This window comes from Bacillus sp. KNSH39, assembly GCF_052656585.1.
In genome coordinates this window covers 3,965,278-3,984,815 of record NZ_JBQXYO010000001.1, presented here as the reverse complement: position 1 = coordinate 3,984,815, position 19,538 = coordinate 3,965,278, and the positions used below count along the sequence as shown (strand labels likewise).

Annotated in this window: 19 protein-coding genes and 1 other annotated feature; all 19 genes read right to left on the bottom strand. The window is 39.8% G+C overall.

What is annotated here, in order from left to right; genetic code table 11:
• Nucleotides 1-222 precede the first annotated feature (222 nt).
• Nucleotides 223-1,410 (bottom strand): elongation factor Tu, encoded by a 1,188-nt coding sequence (gene tuf / locus ACUL40_RS20335; protein ID WP_001029614.1) that lies wholly within the window; start codon nt 1,408-1,410, stop codon nt 223-225.
• A gap of 117 nt (nt 1,411-1,527) precedes the next feature.
• Entirely contained in the window at nt 1,528-3,606 is a 2,079-nt protein-coding gene (fusA, locus tag ACUL40_RS20330; RefSeq protein WP_000090370.1) for an elongation factor G, read from the bottom strand.
• A 208-nt stretch (nt 3,607-3,814) separates the two neighbouring features.
• A complete protein-coding gene (gene rpsG / locus ACUL40_RS20325; protein WP_001137491.1) occupies nt 3,815-4,285 on the bottom strand; it encodes a 30S ribosomal protein S7 in 471 nt (156 codons plus the stop codon).
• Nucleotides 4,286-4,314: 29 nt separating this feature from the next.
• Nucleotides 4,315-4,737 (bottom strand): 30S ribosomal protein S12, encoded by a 423-nt coding sequence (gene rpsL, locus ACUL40_RS20320; protein WP_001142341.1) that lies wholly within the window; start codon nt 4,735-4,737, stop codon nt 4,315-4,317.
• A gap of 114 nt (nt 4,738-4,851) precedes the next feature.
• Nucleotides 4,852-5,100 carry a 50S ribosomal protein L7ae-like protein gene (locus tag ACUL40_RS20315; protein ID WP_000121836.1) on the bottom strand — a complete coding sequence of 83 codons (249 nt, stop codon included), beginning with the start codon at nt 5,098-5,100 and terminating at the stop codon, nt 4,852-4,854.
• Between the two features lie 113 nt (nt 5,101-5,213).
• Entirely contained in the window at nt 5,214-8,825 is a 3,612-nt protein-coding gene (rpoC, locus tag ACUL40_RS20310) for a DNA-directed RNA polymerase subunit beta' (RefSeq protein WP_000567939.1), read from the bottom strand.
• A 37-nt stretch (nt 8,826-8,862) separates the two neighbouring features.
• Nucleotides 8,863-12,396: a DNA-directed RNA polymerase subunit beta gene (gene rpoB, locus ACUL40_RS20305; protein WP_000147552.1), complete on the bottom strand. Its 3,534-nt coding sequence runs from the start codon at nt 12,394-12,396 to the stop codon at nt 8,863-8,865.
• Between the two features lie 291 nt (nt 12,397-12,687).
• Nucleotides 12,688-13,287, bottom strand: coding sequence for a class I SAM-dependent methyltransferase (locus ACUL40_RS20300; protein WP_000763268.1), 600 nt, complete (start codon nt 13,285-13,287; stop codon nt 12,688-12,690).
• A 76-nt stretch (nt 13,288-13,363) separates the two neighbouring features.
• The gene (gene rplL / locus ACUL40_RS20295; protein WP_000159736.1) at nt 13,364-13,723 is read right to left on the bottom strand and encodes a 50S ribosomal protein L7/L12; all 360 of its coding nucleotides are present in this window, start codon (nt 13,721-13,723) and stop codon (nt 13,364-13,366) included.
• Between the two features lie 67 nt (nt 13,724-13,790).
• Nucleotides 13,791-14,291 carry a 50S ribosomal protein L10 gene (rplJ, locus tag ACUL40_RS20290; RefSeq protein WP_000048716.1) on the bottom strand — a complete coding sequence of 167 codons (501 nt, stop codon included), beginning with the start codon at nt 14,289-14,291 and terminating at the stop codon, nt 13,791-13,793.
• A gap of 39 nt (nt 14,292-14,330) precedes the next feature.
• Nucleotides 14,331-14,475, bottom strand: a sequence feature (ribosomal protein L10 leader region).
• A 49-nt stretch (nt 14,476-14,524) separates the two neighbouring features.
• A complete protein-coding gene (gene rplA / locus ACUL40_RS20285; RefSeq protein WP_001987630.1) occupies nt 14,525-15,217 on the bottom strand; it encodes a 50S ribosomal protein L1 in 693 nt (230 codons plus the stop codon).
• A 175-nt stretch (nt 15,218-15,392) separates the two neighbouring features.
• On the bottom strand, nt 15,393-15,818 hold the full coding sequence (gene rplK / locus ACUL40_RS20280; protein ID WP_001085872.1) for a 50S ribosomal protein L11: 426 nt from the start codon (nt 15,816-15,818) through the stop codon (nt 15,393-15,395).
• 167 nt (nt 15,819-15,985) lie between these two features.
• A complete protein-coding gene (gene nusG, locus ACUL40_RS20275; RefSeq protein WP_000415794.1) occupies nt 15,986-16,519 on the bottom strand; it encodes a transcription termination/antitermination protein NusG in 534 nt (177 codons plus the stop codon).
• Between the two features lie 131 nt (nt 16,520-16,650).
• The gene (gene secE / locus ACUL40_RS20270; RefSeq protein WP_001241323.1) at nt 16,651-16,830 is read right to left on the bottom strand and encodes a preprotein translocase subunit SecE; all 180 of its coding nucleotides are present in this window, start codon (nt 16,828-16,830) and stop codon (nt 16,651-16,653) included.
• A 32-nt stretch (nt 16,831-16,862) separates the two neighbouring features.
• On the bottom strand, nt 16,863-17,009 hold the full coding sequence (gene rpmG / locus ACUL40_RS20265) for a 50S ribosomal protein L33 (RefSeq protein WP_014481927.1): 147 nt from the start codon (nt 17,007-17,009) through the stop codon (nt 16,863-16,865).
• Nucleotides 17,010-17,145: 136 nt separating this feature from the next.
• Complete coding sequence (locus tag ACUL40_RS20260) at nt 17,146-17,805, bottom strand: RNA polymerase sporulation sigma factor SigH (protein ID WP_000387193.1); 660 nt, start codon at nt 17,803-17,805, stop codon at nt 17,146-17,148.
• Nucleotides 17,806-17,872: 67 nt separating this feature from the next.
• Nucleotides 17,873-18,385 (bottom strand): NYN domain-containing protein, encoded by a 513-nt coding sequence (locus ACUL40_RS20255; protein ID WP_000997886.1) that lies wholly within the window; start codon nt 18,383-18,385, stop codon nt 17,873-17,875.
• Between the two features lie 3 nt (nt 18,386-18,388).
• Nucleotides 18,389-19,132 carry a 23S rRNA (guanosine(2251)-2'-O)-methyltransferase RlmB gene (gene rlmB, locus ACUL40_RS20250; RefSeq protein WP_000200237.1) on the bottom strand — a complete coding sequence of 248 codons (744 nt, stop codon included), beginning with the start codon at nt 19,130-19,132 and terminating at the stop codon, nt 18,389-18,391.
• Nucleotides 19,129-19,536: a Mini-ribonuclease 3 gene (locus ACUL40_RS20245; RefSeq protein WP_000564261.1), complete on the bottom strand. Its 408-nt coding sequence runs from the start codon at nt 19,534-19,536 to the stop codon at nt 19,129-19,131. Before ACUL40_RS20245 ends, rlmB begins: the two co-directional genes overlap by 4 nt.
• Between the last annotated feature and the right edge of the window lie 2 nt (nt 19,537-19,538).

Genomic DNA, 19,538 nt, shown 5'->3' with positions numbered 1-19,538 from the left:
TGCATCTGCTTTTCTCTACTTTTGCTATTATACATGGCACTTTAAAGAATTTCAAGTTTTCATCTAACAGAATTCATTTTACAGTTTCTGGATTATCTTTTGTCGTTTTTATAATACTATAGAAGAAACTCGTCAAAACAAAAAACACCCTCTTCTTCCTTATATAAACGCAAACAAAAAACCTAAGGGAAAATCCCTTAGGTTTTTTTATATCAGTTAAGATTACTCAACGATAGTAGCAACTACACCGTAACCTACTGTACGTCCACCTTCACGAATAGAGAATTTAGTTCCCTCTTCGATAGCGATTGGAGCGATAAGTTCGATAGTCATTTCAATGTTGTCACCAGGCATTACCATTTCAGTACCTTCTGGTAATTGGATGATACCAGTTACGTCAGTTGTACGGAAGTAGAACTGAGGACGGTAGTTAGCGAAGAATGGAGTGTGACGTCCACCTTCTTCTTTAGATAATACGAAAACTTCAGCTTTGAATTTAGCGTGAGCTTTTACAGAACCGCTTTTTGCAAGTACTTGTCCACGTTGGATGTCTTCACGAGCAACCCCACGAAGTAAAGCACCGATGTTGTCTCCAGCTTGAGCTTGGTCAAGAAGTTTACGGAACATCTCTACACCAGTTACAGTTGTAGAAGCATTTTCTTCAGCAAGACCGATGATTTCTACTACGTCACCAACTTTAACGATACCGCGCTCAACACGACCAGTAGCAACTGTACCACGACCTGTGATAGAGAATACGTCCTCTACAGGCATTAAGAATGGTTTGTCAGTTTCACGTTCTGGAGTTGGGATGTAAGCATCAACTTCAGCCATTAATTCAATGATTTTTGCTTCCCAATCAGCTTCTCCTTGAAGAGCTTTAAGAGCAGAACCTTTGATTACAGGAATGTCGTCGCCTGGGAATCCGTATTCAGATAATAGGTCGCGAACTTCCATTTCTACTAATTCTAATAATTCTTCGTCATCTACCATGTCGCATTTGTTTAAGAATACAACGATGTAAGGAACACCTACTTGACGAGAAAGAAGGATGTGCTCACGTGTTTGAGGCATTGGGCCATCAGCAGCAGATACTACTAAGATACCGCCGTCCATTTGAGCAGCACCAGTGATCATGTTTTTAACATAGTCAGCGTGACCTGGGCAGTCAACGTGTGCATAGTGACGAGTTTCAGTTTCGTACTCAACGTGTGCAGTTGAGATTGTGATACCGCGCTCTCTTTCTTCTGGAGCAGCATCGATTTGATCGTATCCGCGTGCTTCAGCACCACCAGCTTTTGCAAGAACTGTAGTGATCGCAGCAGTTAATGTAGTTTTACCATGGTCAACGTGGCCGATTGTACCGATGTTAACATGGGGTTTAGAACGTTCGAATTTAGCTTTAGCCATTCTAAATTCCTCCTTAGTTTATATAGGTTATTTTATATTTAGACTAGAAAGTGAAACTTACGTCCCACTTTCTAAGCTTACATAAGTAGTTATACTTGAACAATCGATAAAAATCAATTATTCACCTTTATTTTTTTTGATAATTTCTTCAGAAACAGACTTTGGTACTTCTTCATAGTGGTCAAACACCATAGAGAATGTTCCGCGTCCTTGAGTGTTAGAACGTAATGACGTTGCATAACCGAACATTTCAGAAAGTGGAACCATAGCGCGAACAACTTGTGCGTTACCGCGAGCTTCCATACCTTCTACACGTCCACGACGAGATGTTACGTCACCCATAATGTCACCCATGTACTCTTCAGGAATTACAACTTCAACTTTCATCATTGGCTCAAGAATTACTGGGCTACATTTAGAAACCGCAGCTTTAAGTGCCATAGATGCAGCGATTTTGAACGCCATCTCAGATGAATCGACATCATGGTAAGATCCGTCAACTAATGCAGCTTTAATGTCAACTAGTGGATAACCAGCTAGTACACCATTTTTAAGTGCATCTTCAAGACCTGCTCCAACAGCTGGGATGTATTCACGAGGAACTACACCACCGACGATCTTGTTTTCGAATTCGAATCCTTTACCTTCTTCGTTAGGTTCAAACTCAATCCAAACGTGACCGAATTGTCCACGACCACCAGATTGACGAGCGAACTTACCTTCAACTTTCGCAGCAGCGCGGAAAGTCTCACGGTATGCTACCTGAGGAGCACCAACGTTTGCTTCCACTTTGAATTCACGGCGCATACGGTCAACGATGATATCAAGGTGAAGTTCACCCATACCAGCGATGATAGTTTGGCCAGTTTCTTGGTCAGTGTGAGCACGGAATGTTGGATCTTCTTCAGAAAGCTTAGATAATGCTGTACCCATTTTATCTTGGTCAGCTTTAGATTTTGGTTCGATAGCTACAGAGATAACTGGCTCTGGGAATTCCATAGACTCAAGGATAACAAGGCTCTTCTCGTCACAAAGAGTATCACCAGTAGTAGTATCTTTTAAACCTACAGCAGCAGCGATATCACCAGCGTAAACTGTTGAAATCTCTTCACGGCTGTTAGCGTGCATTTGTAGGATACGACCTACACGCTCACGCTTACCTTTAGTTGAGTTTTTCACGTATGATCCAGAGTTTAACACACCAGAGTACACACGGAAGAACGTTAACTTACCAACATAAGGGTCAGTCATGATTTTGAATGCTAAAGCTGCGAATGGTTCTTCATCGCTAGACTTACGTTCTACTTCTTCATCTGTATCCGGTAGAGTACCTTTGATAGCAGGTACATCTAGTGGAGATGGAAGGTAGTCGATAACTGCGTCTAACAGAATTTGAACACCTTTGTTTTTGAATGCAGAACCACAGATTACTGGGAAGAATTCTACAGAAGTTGTAGCCTTACGGATACCAGCTTTAAGCTCTTCTACAGTGATTTCTTCACCTTCTAGGTACTTCATCATCATTTCTTCATCAAGCTCAGCTACCGCTTCAATAAGTTTTCCACGGTATTCTTCAGCTAATTCTTTGTGCTCTTCAGGAATTTCAACACGTTGAATGTCTGTTCCTAAATCGTTACCGTACATGTAAGCACACTCTTCAACAAGGTCAATGATACCATTGAACTCATCTTCAGCACCGATTGGTAACTGAATTGGATGTGCGTTTGCTTGTAAACGATCGTGGATTGTTCCTACAGAGTATAAGAAATCTGCACCGATCTTATCCATTTTGTTAACGAATACGATACGAGGTACGCCGTAAGTAGTAGCCTGACGCCAAACAGTTTCTGTTTGTGGTTCTACACCAGATTGCGCATCAAGTACTGCTACAGCGCCATCAAGTACGCGTAAAGAACGTTCTACTTCTACTGTGAAATCTACGTGTCCTGGAGTATCAATGATGTTTACACGATGACCTTTCCATTGTGCTGTAGTTGCAGCAGAAGTAATTGTGATACCACGCTCTTGCTCTTGCTCCATCCAGTCCATCTGAGATGCACCTTCGTGAGTTTCACCGATTTTATGAATACGTCCTGTGTAGTACAGAATACGCTCAGTTGCTGTTGTTTTACCAGCATCGATGTGAGCCATGATACCAATATTACGAGTGTTTTCTAAAGAGAACTCTCTTGCCATTTGGTGTCTTGCTCCTTCCATATATGGATTGGATTTTTTTATTTTAAGTAGCAAAAAAGCCACTTTATATTGTTACACATGTCAGTATGTCCAGTACTCTCATTATGTAAAACGAGCGCCCGATGAAAGGGAGAGGCATTCTCCCTCTCCACACTTCCATAAGCGACAAATAAAGCGGTTTATGCTTACATTTATTTTACGTTGAATCCTACCAACGGTAATGAGCAAATGCTTTGTTAGCTTCTGCCATTTTATGAGTGTCTTCACGTTTCTTAACAGATGCACCAGCGTTGTTAGCTGCATCTAAGATTTCGTTAGCAAGACGCTCTTCCATAGTTTTTTCACCACGAAGACGAGCGTAGTTTACTAACCAACGAAGACCTAAAGTTGTACGGCGTTCTGGACGAACCTCAACTGGAACTTGGTAGTTAGCACCACCAACACGACGAGCGCGTACTTCAAGAACAGGCATGATGTTCTTAAGAGCTTGCTCGAATACTTCCATTGGCTCTTTACCAGTACGTTCGTTTACGATATCGAACGCATTATAAAGAATTGTTTGAGATTTACCTTTTTTACCGTCAACCATCATTTTGTTGATAAGGCGTGTTACTAGCTTCGAATTGTACATTGGATCTGGTAACACGTCACGTTTCGCAACAGGTCCTTTACGAGGCATATTGAGTTCCTCCTTTCATTTTAAAGTTATTATTTTTTAGCAGGTTTTGGTCTCTTAGTACCATATTTAGAACGTCCTTGCATACGTTTGTCAACACCAGCTGTGTCAAGCGCACCACGAACGATGTGGTAACGTACCCCCGGTAAATCCTTTACACGACCACCGCGAATTAATACTACGCTATGCTCTTGTAGGTTATGACCGATACCTGGGATGTAAGCTGTAACCTCGATACCGTTTGTTAAACGTACACGAGCGTATTTACGTAACGCTGAGTTAGGTTTCTTTGGAGTCATTGTACCAACACGAGTACATACACCACGTTTTTGAGGTGCAGAGATATCAGTTGATTTTTTCTTTAAAGAGTTAAAACCTTTGTTTAACGCAGGTGATTTAGATTTCCATACTTTATCAGTACGACCATTTCTCACTAATTGGTTAATAGTAGGCATTTGATTATCCTCCCTTCGCATGTTTGTATGACCACATATCCAGGTGGTTCATTATTAGTTGAAAACAAAGTTTTTGCAAGGAAGAGCAAATGCTCTCTCCTCACAAAAACAGTTTTAACTTATTATTCCTATTGCTGAAGCTCCCACTTGAATCCCCGAAGCTTTACCAAGCTTACGAACTGATTCAACTTTTGTTATGGGCACGTTATATTGCATTGCAATACGAATGATAGCATGGGTTAACCGCATGTCAGCATCCTCTGCGATGACAACTTCTTTAACTGTACCATTTTTGATTGCTTCCAATGTGCGTTTATGACCAACGACTACATTTTCAGCAGTTGATACTTTTTGATAAGACATATAAATATCCTCCAAAGCATCGTTCAGGAGCAACCTTGATTATAGTAACATTTTGACTCATACAATGTCAACTAAGATTAATTGTTTTTATACAAAATTTATGACGGAAAATTTTACTGTTCCACATAAACCTCATCGTTTTCTACGTTCATGTCATCTTGTGTTGTTTTTACAAGATCCACTTTGCGATAACGATTCATACCTGTTCCAGCAGGAACAAGTTTACCGATAATAACATTTTCTTTTAATCCTAGAAGTTCATCGCGTTTACCCTTAATTGCTGCATCAGTTAAGACACGAGTTGTTTCTTGGAACGATGCTGCAGATAAGAATGAATCTGTTTCAAGTGAAGCTTTTGTAATACCAAGTAGAACAGGTCTAGCTGTTGCTGGTTGCTTACCTTGCAGTAAGACCTTAGCATTCGCATCAGTAAACTGATGGATATCTAGTAATGTTCCTGGTAATACATCTGTTTCACCTGCATCACTTACACGAACTTTACGTAACATTTGACGTACCATTACCTCTACGTGTTTGTCACCAATTTCTACCCCTTGCATACGGTATACTTTTTGAACTTCACGTAATAAGTATTCTTGAACCGCCGTAATGTCCGTTACTTTTAGTAATTCTTTCGGATCAATAGAACCTTCTGTTAACTCTTTACCGTGGCTAATTGGCTGTCCTGGAGTTACTTTCAGACGAGCACCGTAAGGAATAGCATACGTACGAGCTTCAACTTCACCCTGTACAACTACTTCTTGGCGATCTTTAACGTCGTTGATCGCTGCGATAACACCGTCGATTTCACTGATAACTGCCTGACCTTTCGGATTACGAGCTTCGAAGATCTCTTGGATACGAGGTAAACCTTGAGTAATATCATCTCCGGCAACCCCACCTGTATGGAATGTACGCATCGTTAACTGTGTACCTGGCTCACCGATAGATTGAGCTGCGATAATACCTACCGCTTCTCCTACTTCTACGTCTGTTCCAGTTGCTAAGTTACGACCGTAACACTTCTTACATACACCGTGGCGAGTGTTACACGTAAACGCTGAACGAATGTTTACAGTTTCAACACCCGAATTTTCAACGATATGAGCGATATCTTCAGTAATTAATTGATTTTCAGCAACTAATACTTCACCTGTTTCAGGATGTTTTACAGTTTTTCTTGCAAAACGTCCAACAAGACGATCATATAATGACTCGATAACTTCATTACCCTCTTTAATCGCACCAATTAATAAACCGCGATCTGTTCCACAATCATCTTCACGAACGATTACATCTTGTGCAACGTCAACAAGACGACGTGTTAAGTAACCAGAATCGGCAGTTTTAAGTGCTGTATCGGCAAGACCTTTACGCGCACCATGCGTAGAGATGAAGTACTCAAGTACTGTTAAACCTTCACGGAAACTCGATTTGATTGGAAGTTCGATGATACGACCAGATGGATTGGCCATAAGACCACGCATACCAGCAAGCTGAGTAAAGTTAGATGCGTTACCACGGGCACCTGAGTCACTCATCATGAAGATTGGGTTGCGTTTATTCAAGGATTTCATCAGTTTTCCTTGGATAACATCTTTTGCATTACTCCAAATAGAGATAACGCGATCGTAACGTTCTTCTTCCGTGATTAAACCGCGACGGAATTGTTTAATTACATTATCTACTTTTGCTTGTGCTTCGTGGAGAATTTCATCTTTTTCGCCTAATACAAGAATGTCAGATACCCCAACTGTAATACCAGCTTTTGTAGAGTACTTGAATCCTAAGTTTTTCATACGGTCAAGCATGCGAGACGTTTCTGTAATTTGGAAACGTTTGAACACTTCCGCAATGATGTTACCAAGGATCTTCTTACTAAATGGCGCCACTTCTTCGCGACTAGCAATAATTTCTTTAATGTTCGCACCTTTTTCAACGAAATATTTCGCTGGTGTTTCTTTTTCAAGGTTTGAATTTGTTGGTTCATTAATATAAGGGAACGACTCTGGTAAGATTTCGTTAAATATTAATTTACCAACTGTTGTTAATAGAAGCATACTCTTTTGCTCTTCAGTAAATGTTGCGTTGTTTACTGCACTTGCAGCTACTGCAACACGTGTATGAAGATGAACATATCCATTTTGATATGCAAGCAATGCTTCGTTTGCATCTTTGAAGACCATACCTTCACCGATTGCACCTTCACGCTCAAGTGTTAAGTAATAGTTACCTAATACCATATCCTGAGATGGAGTAACAACTGGTTTACCGTCTTTCGGGTTCAAGATGTTTTGTGCCGCTAACATAAGAAGACGAGCTTCAGCTTGAGCTTCTGATGATAAAGGTACGTGAACGGCCATTTGGTCACCGTCAAAGTCCGCGTTGTATGCAGTACATACAAGTGGGTGAAGACGGATTGCGCGACCTTCTACTAATGTAGGTTCAAACGCCTGGATACCAAGACGGTGAAGTGTTGGTGCGCGGTTTAGAAGTACTGGATGTTCTTTAATCACAGACTCTAAAACGTCCCAAACTTCAGGTTGTACACGCTCGATTTTACGTTTCGCACTCTTAATGTTATGTGCTAATCCTTTTTCAACTAACTCTTTCATTACGAAAGGTTTGAACAGTTCAAGCGCCATTTCTTTTGGCAATCCACATTGATACATCTTTAAGTTCGGTCCTACAACGATTACAGAACGACCAGAGTAGTCAACACGTTTACCTAATAAGTTTTGACGGAAACGTCCTTGTTTACCTTTAAGCATGTGAGATAGTGATTTTAATGGACGGTTACCTGGCCCAGTAACTGGACGGCCACGACGACCATTATCGATTAATGCGTCTACAGCTTCTTGTAACATACGTTTTTCGTTTTGAACAATGATGCTTGGTGCACCTAAGTCCAATAGACGTTTTAAACGGTTGTTACGGTTAATTACACGACGGTATAAGTCGTTTAAGTCAGAAGTAGCAAAACGTCCACCGTCTAACTGTACCATTGGGCGTAGTTCTGGTGGGATTACTGGTAGAACATCTAAGATCATCCAAGACGGTTCATTTCCAGAGTTACGGAATGCTTCTAATACTTCTAGACGTTTAATAGCACGAGTACGGCGTTGTCCTTGTGCTGTTTTTAATTCTTCTTTTAAGAAGTCTACTTCTTTATCTAAATCGATGTCTTGTAGTAGCTTTTTAATTGCTTCTGCACCCATAGCAGCTTGGAATGTGCTACCATATCGATCACGATATGCACGGTATTCTTTTTCAGAAAGTAATTGCTTCTTATCAAGTGGTGTATCTCCACTTTCTGTTACAACATAAGAAGCGAAATAAATTACTTCTTCAAGCGCGCGAGGGGACATGTCTAAGACAAGTCCCATGCGGCTCGGGATACCTTTGAAATACCAAATATGAGATACAGGAGCAGCTAATTCGATATGACCCATACGTTCACGACGTACTTTTGCACGCGTTACTTCAACGCCACATCGATCACAAACTACACCTTTATAACGTACACGTTTGTATTTTCCGCAATGACATTCCCAGTCCTTTTGTGGTCCGAAAATACGCTCACAGAATAAGCCATCTTTTTCAGGCTTTAACGTACGATAGTTAATAGTTTCTGGTTTCTTAACTTCACCGTATGACCAAGAACGAATCTTGTCAGGTGAAGCAAGTCCAATCTTCATATATTCAAAGTTATTTACATCTATCAAGGGGCCTACCTCCCTTTTAGTCTACAGGTTATCCCAATTATTCCTTAGTTGTCTCAACTTCGACATTCAATTTATCTGCTGATTGATGATCATCGTCATCTTCTGTATCACGCATTTCAATTTCTGTATCGTCGCTAGACATCATTTTAACGTCCATACCTAAACTTTGCAGCTCTTTAATCAATACTTTGAATGATTCAGGAACGCCTGGTTCTGGAACATTTTCGCCTTTAACAATTGCTTCATAAGTCTTAACACGTCCAACAACATCATCAGACTTCACTGTTAAGATTTCTTGAAGAGTATAAGCAGCACCGTAAGCTTCAAGTGCCCAAACCTCCATCTCACCGAAACGCTGTCCACCGAACTGAGCTTTACCTCCAAGAGGTTGCTGCGTTACAAGTGAGTATGGTCCAGTAGAACGAGCATGAAGTTTATCGTCAACCATGTGCGCAAGTTTGATCATATACATGACACCAACAGATACGCGGTTATCGAATGGTTCACCAGTACGTCCGTCATACAGGATTGTTTTCGCGTCATTTGCCATACCAGCTTCTTCAATTGTGCCCCAAACATCTTCCTCACGAGCACCATCGAATACTGGTGTTGCAATGTGAATGCCAAGGTATCTTGCTGCCATACCAAGATGAAGCTCTAATACCTGACCGATATTCATACGAGATGGTACCCCTAATGGGTTTAACATGATATCGATTGGCGTACCGTCTGGTAGGTAAGGCATATCTTCTTCTGGTAAAATACGAGAAATAACACCTTTGTTACCGTGACGTCCGGCCATCTTGTCACCTTCAGAAATTTTACGTTTTTGAACGATATATGCACGTACAAGTTGATTCACGCCTGGTGGCAATTCATCGCCATCTTCACGGTTGAATACTTTTACGTCTAAGATAATACCGCCACCACCGTGTGGTACACGTAGTGATGTATCACGTACTTCACGCGCTTTTTCTCCAAAGATAGCATGTAATAGACGTTCTTCAGCTGTTAATTCTGTTACACCTTTAGGTGTTACTTTACCAACAAGTAAATCTCCATCTTTTACTTCAGCACCAACGCGAATGATACCGCGCTCGTCAAGGTTACGTAATGCGTCTTCCCCAACGTTTGGAATGTCACGTGTAATTTCTTCTGGTCCAAGCTTCGTATCACGAGCTTCTGATTCATATTCTTCAATATGAATAGAAGTGTACACATCATCTTTTACAAGGCGCTCACTCATGATGATCGCATCCTCGTAGTTATAACCGTCCCAAGTCATGAAGCCAACAAGCACGTTACGTCCAAGTGCTAGTTCACCTAATTCCATAGAAGGACCATCCGCAAGGATTTCACCTTTTACAACTTCATTTCCAACACTTACGATTGGACGTTGGTTGTAACAAGTTCCTTGGTTAGAACGAATGAATTTTTGCATTTTGTAGCGATCTAAGTCGCCTTTTACTATTTGACCGTCAACTTCTACATAGCGACGTACCCAAACTTCACGTGCTTCTACGCGCTCAACAACACCAGGATGTTTACAGATTACTGCAGCACCTGAGTCTTTTGCTGATACGTACTCCATACCTGTACCTACAATCGGAGATTCCGGATTCATTAACGGAACCGCCTGACGTTGCATGTTCGCTCCCATAAGTGCGCGGTTAGAGTCATCGTTTTCTAAGAACGGAATACAAGCTGTCGCTGCCGACACTACTTGTTTTGGAGATACATCCATGTAGTCGATGCGTTCTCTATTTGTGACAATGTTTTCACCACGGAAACGAGCTACGATATCTTCACTTAGGAATTCACCTTCGTCAGATAATTTCATATTCGCTTGGGCTACAACATAGTTATCTTCTTCATCTGCTGTTAAGTAATCAACATGCCCTGTTACAAGACCAGTTTCTGGGTCAACACGACGGTATGGTGTTTCAATGAAACCAAACTCATTTACTTTCGCGAACGAAGATAATGAGTTAATCAAACCGATGTTTGGTCCCTCTGGTGTTTCAATCGGACACATACGACCGTAGTGAGAGTAATGAACGTCACGCACTTCAAAGCCTGCGCGCTCACGCGTTAAACCACCAGGTCCTAATGCAGATAGTCTTCGTTTGTGAGTTAACTCTGCTAATGGGTTTGTTTGGTCCATAAACTGAGATAACTGAGAACTTCCGAAGAACTCTTTAATAGATGCAATAACAGGACGAATATTAATTAGTGCCTGTGGTGTAATTGCATTTGTATCTTGGATCGACATTCTCTCACGAACAACACGTTCCATACGAGAAAGACCGATACGGAATTGATTTTGTAACAGTTCTCCAACAGAACGCAGACGACGGTTTCCTAAATGGTCAATATCATCTGTATCCCCTACTTTGTATAGTAGGTTGAAGAAGTAACTGATAGAAGCAAGGATATCACCTGGTGTGATGTGTTTCACATCACGAGTAATGTTTGCATTACCAATTACATTAATTACGCGTTCGCCTTCCGACTCAGGAGCATAAATCTTAATAGATTGCAGCTCAACATCGCCTTCTACCACTCCACCCATTGGTTTCGCTGTTTTGAATCCAATGTTTTTCTCTAAGTAAGGTAAAATGCGATCAAGTGTACGACGATCTAAGATTGTTCCTTCTGCCGCTAAAATTTCACCAGTTTCTGGATCCACTAATGTTTCAGCTAAACGTTGATTAAACAATCTGTTTTTAATGTGTAACTTCTTGTTGATCTTATAGCGACCTACATTTGCTAAATCGTAGCGCTTTGGATCAAAGAAACGAGACACAAGTAAGCTCTTAGCATTTTCTACTGTTGGTGGTTCACCAGGACGTAGACGCTCATAAATTTCAAGCAATGCTTTTTCTGTGCTATCTGTGTTGTCTTTTTCTAATGTGTTGCTTAAGTATTCGTTATCACCTAAAAGCTCGGTGATTTCTTGATCAGAGCCAAACCCTAATGCGCGTAACAAAACAGTTACAGGAAGTTTACGCGTACGGTCAATACGCACATATACAACATCCTTAGCATCTGTCTCATACTCTAACCAAGCTCCGCGGTTTGGAATTACAGTAGCAGTAAAACCACGTTTTCCGTTTTTATCCACTTTGCCACTATAGTATACGCTTGGAGAGCGAACTAACTGGGAAACGATAACACGTTCTGCACCGTTAATTACGAATGTTCCAGTCTCTGTCATGAGTGGGAAATCTCCCATGAACACATCTTGTTCTTTTACTTCACCAGTTTCCTTGTTGATTAGACGCACTTTTACACGAAGTGGTGCTGCATACGTCACATCACGCTCTTTGCATTCGTCTACAGAGTATTTAGGTTCACCTAAGCTGTAGTCGATAAATTCAAGCGATAGATTTCCCGTAAAGTCTTCAATCGGAGAAATGTCTTGGAACATTTCTCGCAAACCCTCATCAAGAAACCACTGATAAGAAGAGGTTTGAATTTCGATAAGATTTGGTAACTCTAATACTTCACTAATACGGGCATAACTTCTTCGTTGGCGGTGGCGTCCGTATTGAACTAGTTGACCTGTCAACTGCTTCACCCCTCAAATCATGAGTATTATAAATGCACAAAAAAATTTGTGCAAAATCACAAATAAATACAACTACTGCTATTAGCGTAGTCTCTTTCTCTTAAAGATAAATACGTTGAGTCTTTCTACCTGCTCAAAAAAGAAAAATGGCTTCTATAAGAAAACCATCATTCTGTTTCATAATCTGCTGATTTTACTATCTTTTCCAAGAGAAACAAAAATATACATCTTTCTCAACGCAGAAAATCATATATTGGCATTGTATAATGTTAACATAGCCAAAAATAACCGTCAACGTTTTTTTGATTTTATGATATAATATCCTTTTTTCTTTTCTACAACCTCAACCTCAGAAAATACTTCTTCTAGTTTTTTTAGCGCAGACGGTGCACCTTGTTTCTTTTGAATAACAATCCAAAGTTCTCCACCTGGAACTAAATACTCCACAGCTTTTTCTAAAATCTCATGTACGATATCTTTACCCGCACGAATTGGAGGGTTAGATAGAATAGCAGCATACTTACCATCTACATTTTCATAGACGCTACTTTGAAAAATACGTATATTCTCGATTTTGTTATTAGCGGCGTTTTCTTTCGCAAGCCCAAGTGCCCTCTCATTCACATCCACCATGTGAACTTCACGACCTTGAAACTCTTTCGCTAACGACAAACCAATAGGACCGTATCCGCAACCTACGTCTAATATATTACCTTTAATATCTGGCATTTGAAACGCTTCAATTAAAAGACGGGAACCAAAGTCCACTTCGTTTTTCGAGAACACCCCATGGTCAGATAAGAAAGTAAATCGAGATCCACGAAGGTCAAACTCCCATCGCTTACGATCACTTTTACTAGAAGGGTCGTTAGAAAAATAATGGTCTGCCATATGGCCACCTCTTTTCTTTACAGTTAAAAAAAAAGCTCGCATGAGAGCGAGCTTTTTTTAAAGCATCAAAAGTTAATTACTTAACTTCTACAGCAGCGCCAACTTCTTCAAGTTTAGCTTTGATTTCTTCAGCTTCTTCTTTAGCAGCAGCTTCTTTGATTACTTTTGGAGTGTTGTCAACTAATTCTTTAGCTTCTTTTAAGCCAAGACCAGTGATTTCACGAACAACTTTGATAACTTTGATTTTTTGTGCACCAGCGCTAGTTAGTTCCACATCAAATTCAGTTTTCTCAGCAGCAGCTTCTCCAGCGCCACCAGCAACAGCTACAGGAGCAGCAGCAGTTACGCCGAATTCTTCCTCGATAGCTTTTACTAAGTCGTTAAGTTCTAATACAGTCATAGATTTAACTGCTTCAATGATTTGTTCTTTAGTCATTGTAAATATCCTCCCTTAAATAGGTTTGTATTGTTTTATCGATAATACGTAATTATCTTTTAAAAAATTAAGCGCCTTGCTCTTCCTTTTGGTCTGCAACTGCTTTAGTAGCAAGTGCAAGGTTACGGATTGGAGCTTGAAGAACGCTAAGAAGCATAGAAAGTAAGCCTTCACGTGATGGAAGAGTAGCGATTGCTTTAACCTCATCAAGTGTTACAAGTTTACCTTCGATTACGCCCGCTTTAATTTCTAAAGCTTCATGATCTTTAGCGAAGTCGTTTAATACTTTCGCAGGAGCAACTACATCCTCGTTACTGAACGCGATTGCGTTTGGTCCTGTTAAGAATTCATTTAACTCAGCCATTTCAGCAGATTCTGCAGCACGACGAGTTAGAGAGTTTTTGTAAACTTTGAACTCAACGCCAGCTTCACGTAATTGCTTACGTAATTCTGTTGCTTCAGAAACTGTTAAACCACGGTAGTCAACAACGATTGTAGATTTACTAGCGCGAAGTTTGTCCGCGATTTCAGTTACAACTTGTTGTTTAGTTTCGATTACTTTGCTCATGTTATTACACCTCCTGTAGATTATATAGAAGATGTACCGAAAGTGCACTAAAAACCTCCATGCCCAACTTGTAGACATGGAGGCATATAGTCACAGAAAAAAGATTCCGCTTCGTATATTAACACCTAGGTAGGAAATTAAGTCTATTGACACCTACTGTCTACGGTACACTAATTAAATTCACAACATAAATGATTATATTAAAACTTCTTTATGAAGTCAACTTCCAAAATTTACGCTAATGTAGAAACGTCTACACGTACGCCAGGTCCCATTGTAGAAGCAACTGTTACGTTCTTCATGTAAGTACCTTTTGCAGCAGCTGGCTTAACTTTTTGTAAAGTGTCAGCAATTGTTTTGAAGTTTTCTACTAATTTAGCATCTTCGAAAGATACTTTACCGATTGGAACGTGGATGTTACCAGCTTTATCAACGCGGTATTCAACTTTACCAGCTTTGATTTCGTTAACAGCTTTAGTTACATCGAAAGTAACTGTTCCAGTTTTAGGGTTTGGCATTAAACCTTTAGGTCCTAATACGCGACCAAGTTTACCAACTTCACCCATCATGTCAGGAGTTGCTACTACTACATCGAAATCGAACCAACCTTGTTGGATTTTACCGATGTAATCAGTATCGCCTACGAAGTCAGCTCCAGCAGCTTCAGCTTCTTTAGCTTTTTCACCTTTAGCAAATACTAATACACGTTGTACTTTACCAGTACCGTGTGGAAGAACAACTGCGCCACGGATTTGTTGGTCAGCTTTCTTAGGGTCAACACCTAAACGGAATGCAGCTTCTACAGTTGCATCAAATTTAGCTGTGTTTGTTTTCTTTACTAATTCTACTGCTTCTGTTGCAGAGTAAGCAGCTGCACGATCAACAAGCTTTGCAGCTTCTACGTACTTTTTACCTCTTTTAGCCATTTTTATTTCCTCCTCGAATGTGGTTTTAGCGGAATAACCTCCCACGTTTACGCCTGTTTTCAGGTATAACCTGAGGATGAGCGCCATCCATTTATTTAAAAACGATAATCATTTACGATAATAAAGGTTGCGAATTGGAATTCCAGACCCGCAACCTTTTTTAAAACAAATCGAATTAGTCTTCGATAACGATGCCCATACTGCGTGCAGTACCTTCAACCATACGCATTGCAGCTTCTACGCTAGCAGCGTTTAGGTCAGGCATTTTAGTTTCAGCGATTTCGCGTACTTTATCACGCTTAACAGTTGCCACTTTATTACGGTTTGGTTCACCAGAACCAGACTCAATACCAGCTACTTTCTTAAGAAGAACAGCAGCAGGAGGAGTTTTAGTAATGAAAGTGAATGAACGGTCCTCAAATACCGTAATTTCAACAGGGATGATAAGACCAGCTTGATCTGCTGTACGAGCGTTAAACTCTTTACAGAAGCCCATGATGTTAACACCTGCTTGTCCTAATGCTGGACCAACTGGTGGAGCTGGGTTAGCTTTACCTGCAGGAATTTGAAGCTTTACCATTTTAATTACCTTTTTAGCCACGAGACACACCTCCTTAAGTCCGTGATGTGGTCAATTGGACAGTGATTTGCCCTCCCACGTCATATTTTATCTGTAAGGATAAAATCTTTCAAAAAACGTCTCCGATAACGAAGACGTACTGACTTAAAAGATATTATCACTTTTTACAATTCATTTCAAGTTTCATTTTATAATTTTTCAATTTGATGGAAGTCAAGTTCAACTGGAGTCTCGCGACCAAACATGTCCACAAGCACGCTAACCTTTTTCTTCTCCACATCAATTTCTTCAATAGCACCTGTATAATCTGCGAATGGCCCCTCATTTACACGTACTGTCTCATGAAGTTCAAAGTCGAAATCAACCACTTCGTTGTCCATTCCCATATGTTTCATAATGGTAACAACTTCCTCTTCTAATAGAGGTGATGGTTTAGATCCAGAACCAGAAGAACCAACGAACCCAGTTACACCCGGCGTGTTACGTACAACATACCAAGAGTCATCAGTCATGATTAATTCTACTAATACATAACCTGGGAACACTTTTCTTTTCATTAATTTTTCTTTTCCGTTTTTCATTTCTACTTCTACTTCTTCCGGGACAACAACACGGAAAATTTTATCTTGCATACCCATTGATTCTACACGTTTCTCTAGGTTTGCTTTTACTTTATTTTCATATCCAGAATAAGTATGGACAACATACCAACTTTTTTCCATTCATTTAGGACGAGCGTCCTTCCCTCCCTGACGTACATTTTTTTGCGCAAATGAAAAAACCCGTTCACCGGGCTTTTACACAGTTCTTATAAATAACATTATATCATGGATAAGTGCTTCTTATTCAAGAATTAACCAAGAATTAACCGAATTAAAGAAGAAATGCCCATATCAACTACTGCGAAGAAAATCGCAAAGAACACAACTGTAGCAACAACAGTCGCTGTTGAGCGGAGTAATTCATCTTTTTTAGGCCAACTTACTTTTTTCATTTCGCGACCTACATCGCCGAAAAAGTTCGTTAAACGCATCTGCGGGACCTCCAGTGTATTATTTCAATTATTTATTTTGTTTCCTTGTGAACTGTATGCTGATTGCATGTTTTACAAAACTTTTTTATTTCAAGTCGCTCTATTGAGCTCGTATCTTTCATAGTAGAGTAGTTTCGATTTTTACACTCTTCACATGAGAGTACAACTTTTTTCCTCATTAGTTACACCAACCTTGTAACATTATGTCCCTAAAAATGTATCATACAATAAAAGACAATGTCAATGACATGCATTTTGTACTCTCTACAAAAGAAAACAGGTGATTTATTTTACACCTGTAGCACTTGTTACTTCTTATGAATTTAAAGTTGTACTTTCTCTCATTTCCATATATCGTTCCAATTTTCTCTTTACTCTTTGTAAAGCGTTATCAATAGATTTCACATGCCTGTTTAACTGTTCTGAAATCTCTTGATAAGAACGACCATCTAAATATAAAGAAAGCACTTTCCTTTCTAAATCGCTTAATAATTCAGATATTTTCGATTCTATGTCTGTATATTCTTCCTGGCTAATGATCATCTCTTCAGGATCAGTCACCTTCGCTTCAGAAATAACATCCAATAACGTTCGATCAGATTCCTCATCGTAAATCGGCTTATCTAAAGACACATACGAATTTAAAGGAATATGTTTTTGTCTTGTTGCCGTTTTAATAGCGGTAATAATTTGTCGAGTGATACATAGTTCAGCAAATGCTTTGAATGAAGACAGCTTGTCCTCTTTATAATCACGAATTGCTTTAAACAACCCTATCATACCTTCTTGAACAATGTCTTCTCGATCGGCACCCACTAAAAAGTAAGATCTTGATTTCGCACGAACAAAGTTCTTATACTTGTGAATTAAATATTCTAGAGCGTCAGTATTACCTTTTCGAACTAACTCAACGATTGCCTCATCCTCTAAATCACGAAATGTAACGTCGCCTATACTTACGAAGCCTGCTTCCACCTTGATCCCTCCGACCGCTATTTATTTAGCAATATTATACAGTAAAAAGATAAAGAGCGTCAATGCTTCAACGCTCTCCTCTTCTTAATTTTTCTAATTTTTCTGTAATATCTTTACTAAATATCTTTCGCATGGCGGGCTGCTGTTCTTTCGTGTCTTTTGTGCGCCTTCTTACTTGTTGTTCCATCGCTTGTACTTCCAACTCTAATTCACGCGCAGATTTTCGAAGGGCACCTTGCCCAAATATAACCCATTGTTCTGTATAATCCGAAGTCGCAACATATATTTGTGTATTTATATTTCTAAGCTCTATCGCAAGTTGCTCTATCTTTTCGTCTGCAGTTTGATTCTTTCGTGTGAATATTACTTCTACACGAGATTGTTTCATCTTTTTTTCAATACCATGGACTGTATAGGCATCAAAGACTATCATCACTTTTGTACCTGTATAACCTTGATAATCCGCCATCTTATCAATAAGCGCATCTCTTGATGATTGTAAATCTACATCCCGCAGTTTCTTCAAATCTCCCCAAGCTCCGATAATGTTGTAACCGTCAACGATTAAAATATCGTTCATTTTTTATTTACCAATTTCGTGACGTTTACGATATACCTCATACATTAACAAACTTGCGGCTACTGAAGCATTTAAGGATGTAACTTTACCAACCATCGGTAAAGTGATTAAGAAATCACACTTTTCACCAATAATACGACTCATACCTTTTCCTTCACTACCAATTACTAACCCAATCGGCATTGTACCATCTAAATTACGGTAATCCGTTTTCCCTTTAGCATCTGTACCAGCAATCCAAAGTCCACGCTCTTTTAATTCATCAATTGTACGAGATAAGTTTGTTACGCGCGCAACAGGAATGTATTCAATCGCTCCTGTTGATGCTTTCGCAACTGATGCTGTAAGTCCCACAGCTCTTCTCTTCGGAATAATAATTCCATGAGCTCCTGTTGCATCGGCAGTACGCATAATAGAACCTAGGTTATGCGGATCTTCAATCTCATCTAAAATCAAGAAGAATGGATCTTCATTACGTTTTTCTGCCACTTTGAATAAATCTTCTAACTCTGCATACTGATATGCAGCTACTTGAGCAATTACACCTTGATGATTACCCTCAACTAATTGATCTAACTTTTTCTTTGGTGCATGTTGTAAAATAATCTTATTTTCTTTCGCTAACGCTAGTACAATTTGTACTTGTCCTTTGGCAGCACCTTCTGCGATCCAAATTTTATTAATATCTCTCCCTGATCTTAACGCTTCAATTACAGGGTTACGTCCGATAATATATTCACTAGTCATGATGATGTGCCCCCTTCCTTTTCTTCTAAAACTGCAATTGCCTTATATACAATTTCGTCTAATCTTTCACGATTATTTAATAAATGATGATAACCAATTAGCGCTTCAAAGGCTGTACTATGTCGATATGTTTGTACATCCGTATTTTTCGGAACTGTACCTGAATTTGCATTACGCCCTCTTCTTAATACCGCCTCTTCTTCCTCTGTCAAAAATGCCGTCTCTAATAAATGATAAACAACTTTCGCCTGTGCTTTTGCTGAAACAAAGCTCGTCCCTAAGCGGTGTAATTGATTAGGGCGAACTTTTCCTTTTTGAAGGAGGTGATAGCGGATATATTGTTCATATACCGCATCACCCATATACGCTAACGCCAAGCTGTTTAATTGCTTTGCATCGATCATCC

Bases quoted from the DNA above. Each gene is read 5' to 3' on its own strand.
- rpsL (WP_001142341.1), bottom strand. From the start codon at position 4,737: ATGCCTACTATTAACCAATTAGTGAGAAATGGTCGTACTGATAAAGTA.
- fusA (WP_000090370.1), bottom strand. From the start codon at position 3,606: ATGGCAAGAGAGTTCTCTTTAGAAAACACTCGTAATATTGGTATCATG.
- rplA (WP_001987630.1), bottom strand. From the start codon at position 15,217: ATGGCTAAAAGAGGTAAAAAGTACGTAGAAGCTGCAAAGCTTGTTGAT.
- rplL (WP_000159736.1), bottom strand. From the start codon at position 13,723: ATGACTAAAGAACAAATCATTGAAGCAGTTAAATCTATGACTGTATTA.
- tuf (WP_001029614.1), bottom strand. From the start codon at position 1,410: ATGGCTAAAGCTAAATTCGAACGTTCTAAACCCCATGTTAACATCGGT.
- ACUL40_RS20255 (WP_000997886.1), bottom strand. From the start codon at position 18,385: ATGAACGATATTTTAATCGTTGACGGTTACAACATTATCGGAGCTTGG.
- ACUL40_RS20245 (WP_000564261.1), bottom strand. From the start codon at position 19,536: ATGATCGATGCAAAGCAATTAAACAGCTTGGCGTTAGCGTATATGGGT.
- rplJ (WP_000048716.1), bottom strand. From the start codon at position 14,291: ATGAGCAAAGTAATCGAAACTAAACAACAAGTTGTAACTGAAATCGCG.
- rpmG (WP_014481927.1), bottom strand. From the start codon at position 17,009: ATGAGGAAAAAAGTTGTACTCTCATGTGAAGAGTGTAAAAATCGAAAC.
- ACUL40_RS20315 (WP_000121836.1), bottom strand. From the start codon at position 5,100: ATGTCTTATCAAAAAGTATCAACTGCTGAAAATGTAGTCGTTGGTCAT.
- rpsG (WP_001137491.1), bottom strand. From the start codon at position 4,285: ATGCCTCGTAAAGGACCTGTTGCGAAACGTGACGTGTTACCAGATCCA.
- secE (WP_001241323.1), bottom strand. From the start codon at position 16,830: ATGCGTTTAACGAACTTTTTCGGCGATGTAGGTCGCGAAATGAAAAAA.
- nusG (WP_000415794.1), bottom strand. From the start codon at position 16,519: ATGGAAAAAAGTTGGTATGTTGTCCATACTTATTCTGGATATGAAAAT.
- rlmB (WP_000200237.1), bottom strand. From the start codon at position 19,132: ATGACTAGTGAATATATTATCGGACGTAACCCTGTAATTGAAGCGTTA.
- ACUL40_RS20300 (WP_000763268.1), bottom strand. From the start codon at position 13,287: ATGGCAGACCATTATTTTTCTAACGACCCTTCTAGTAAAAGTGATCGT.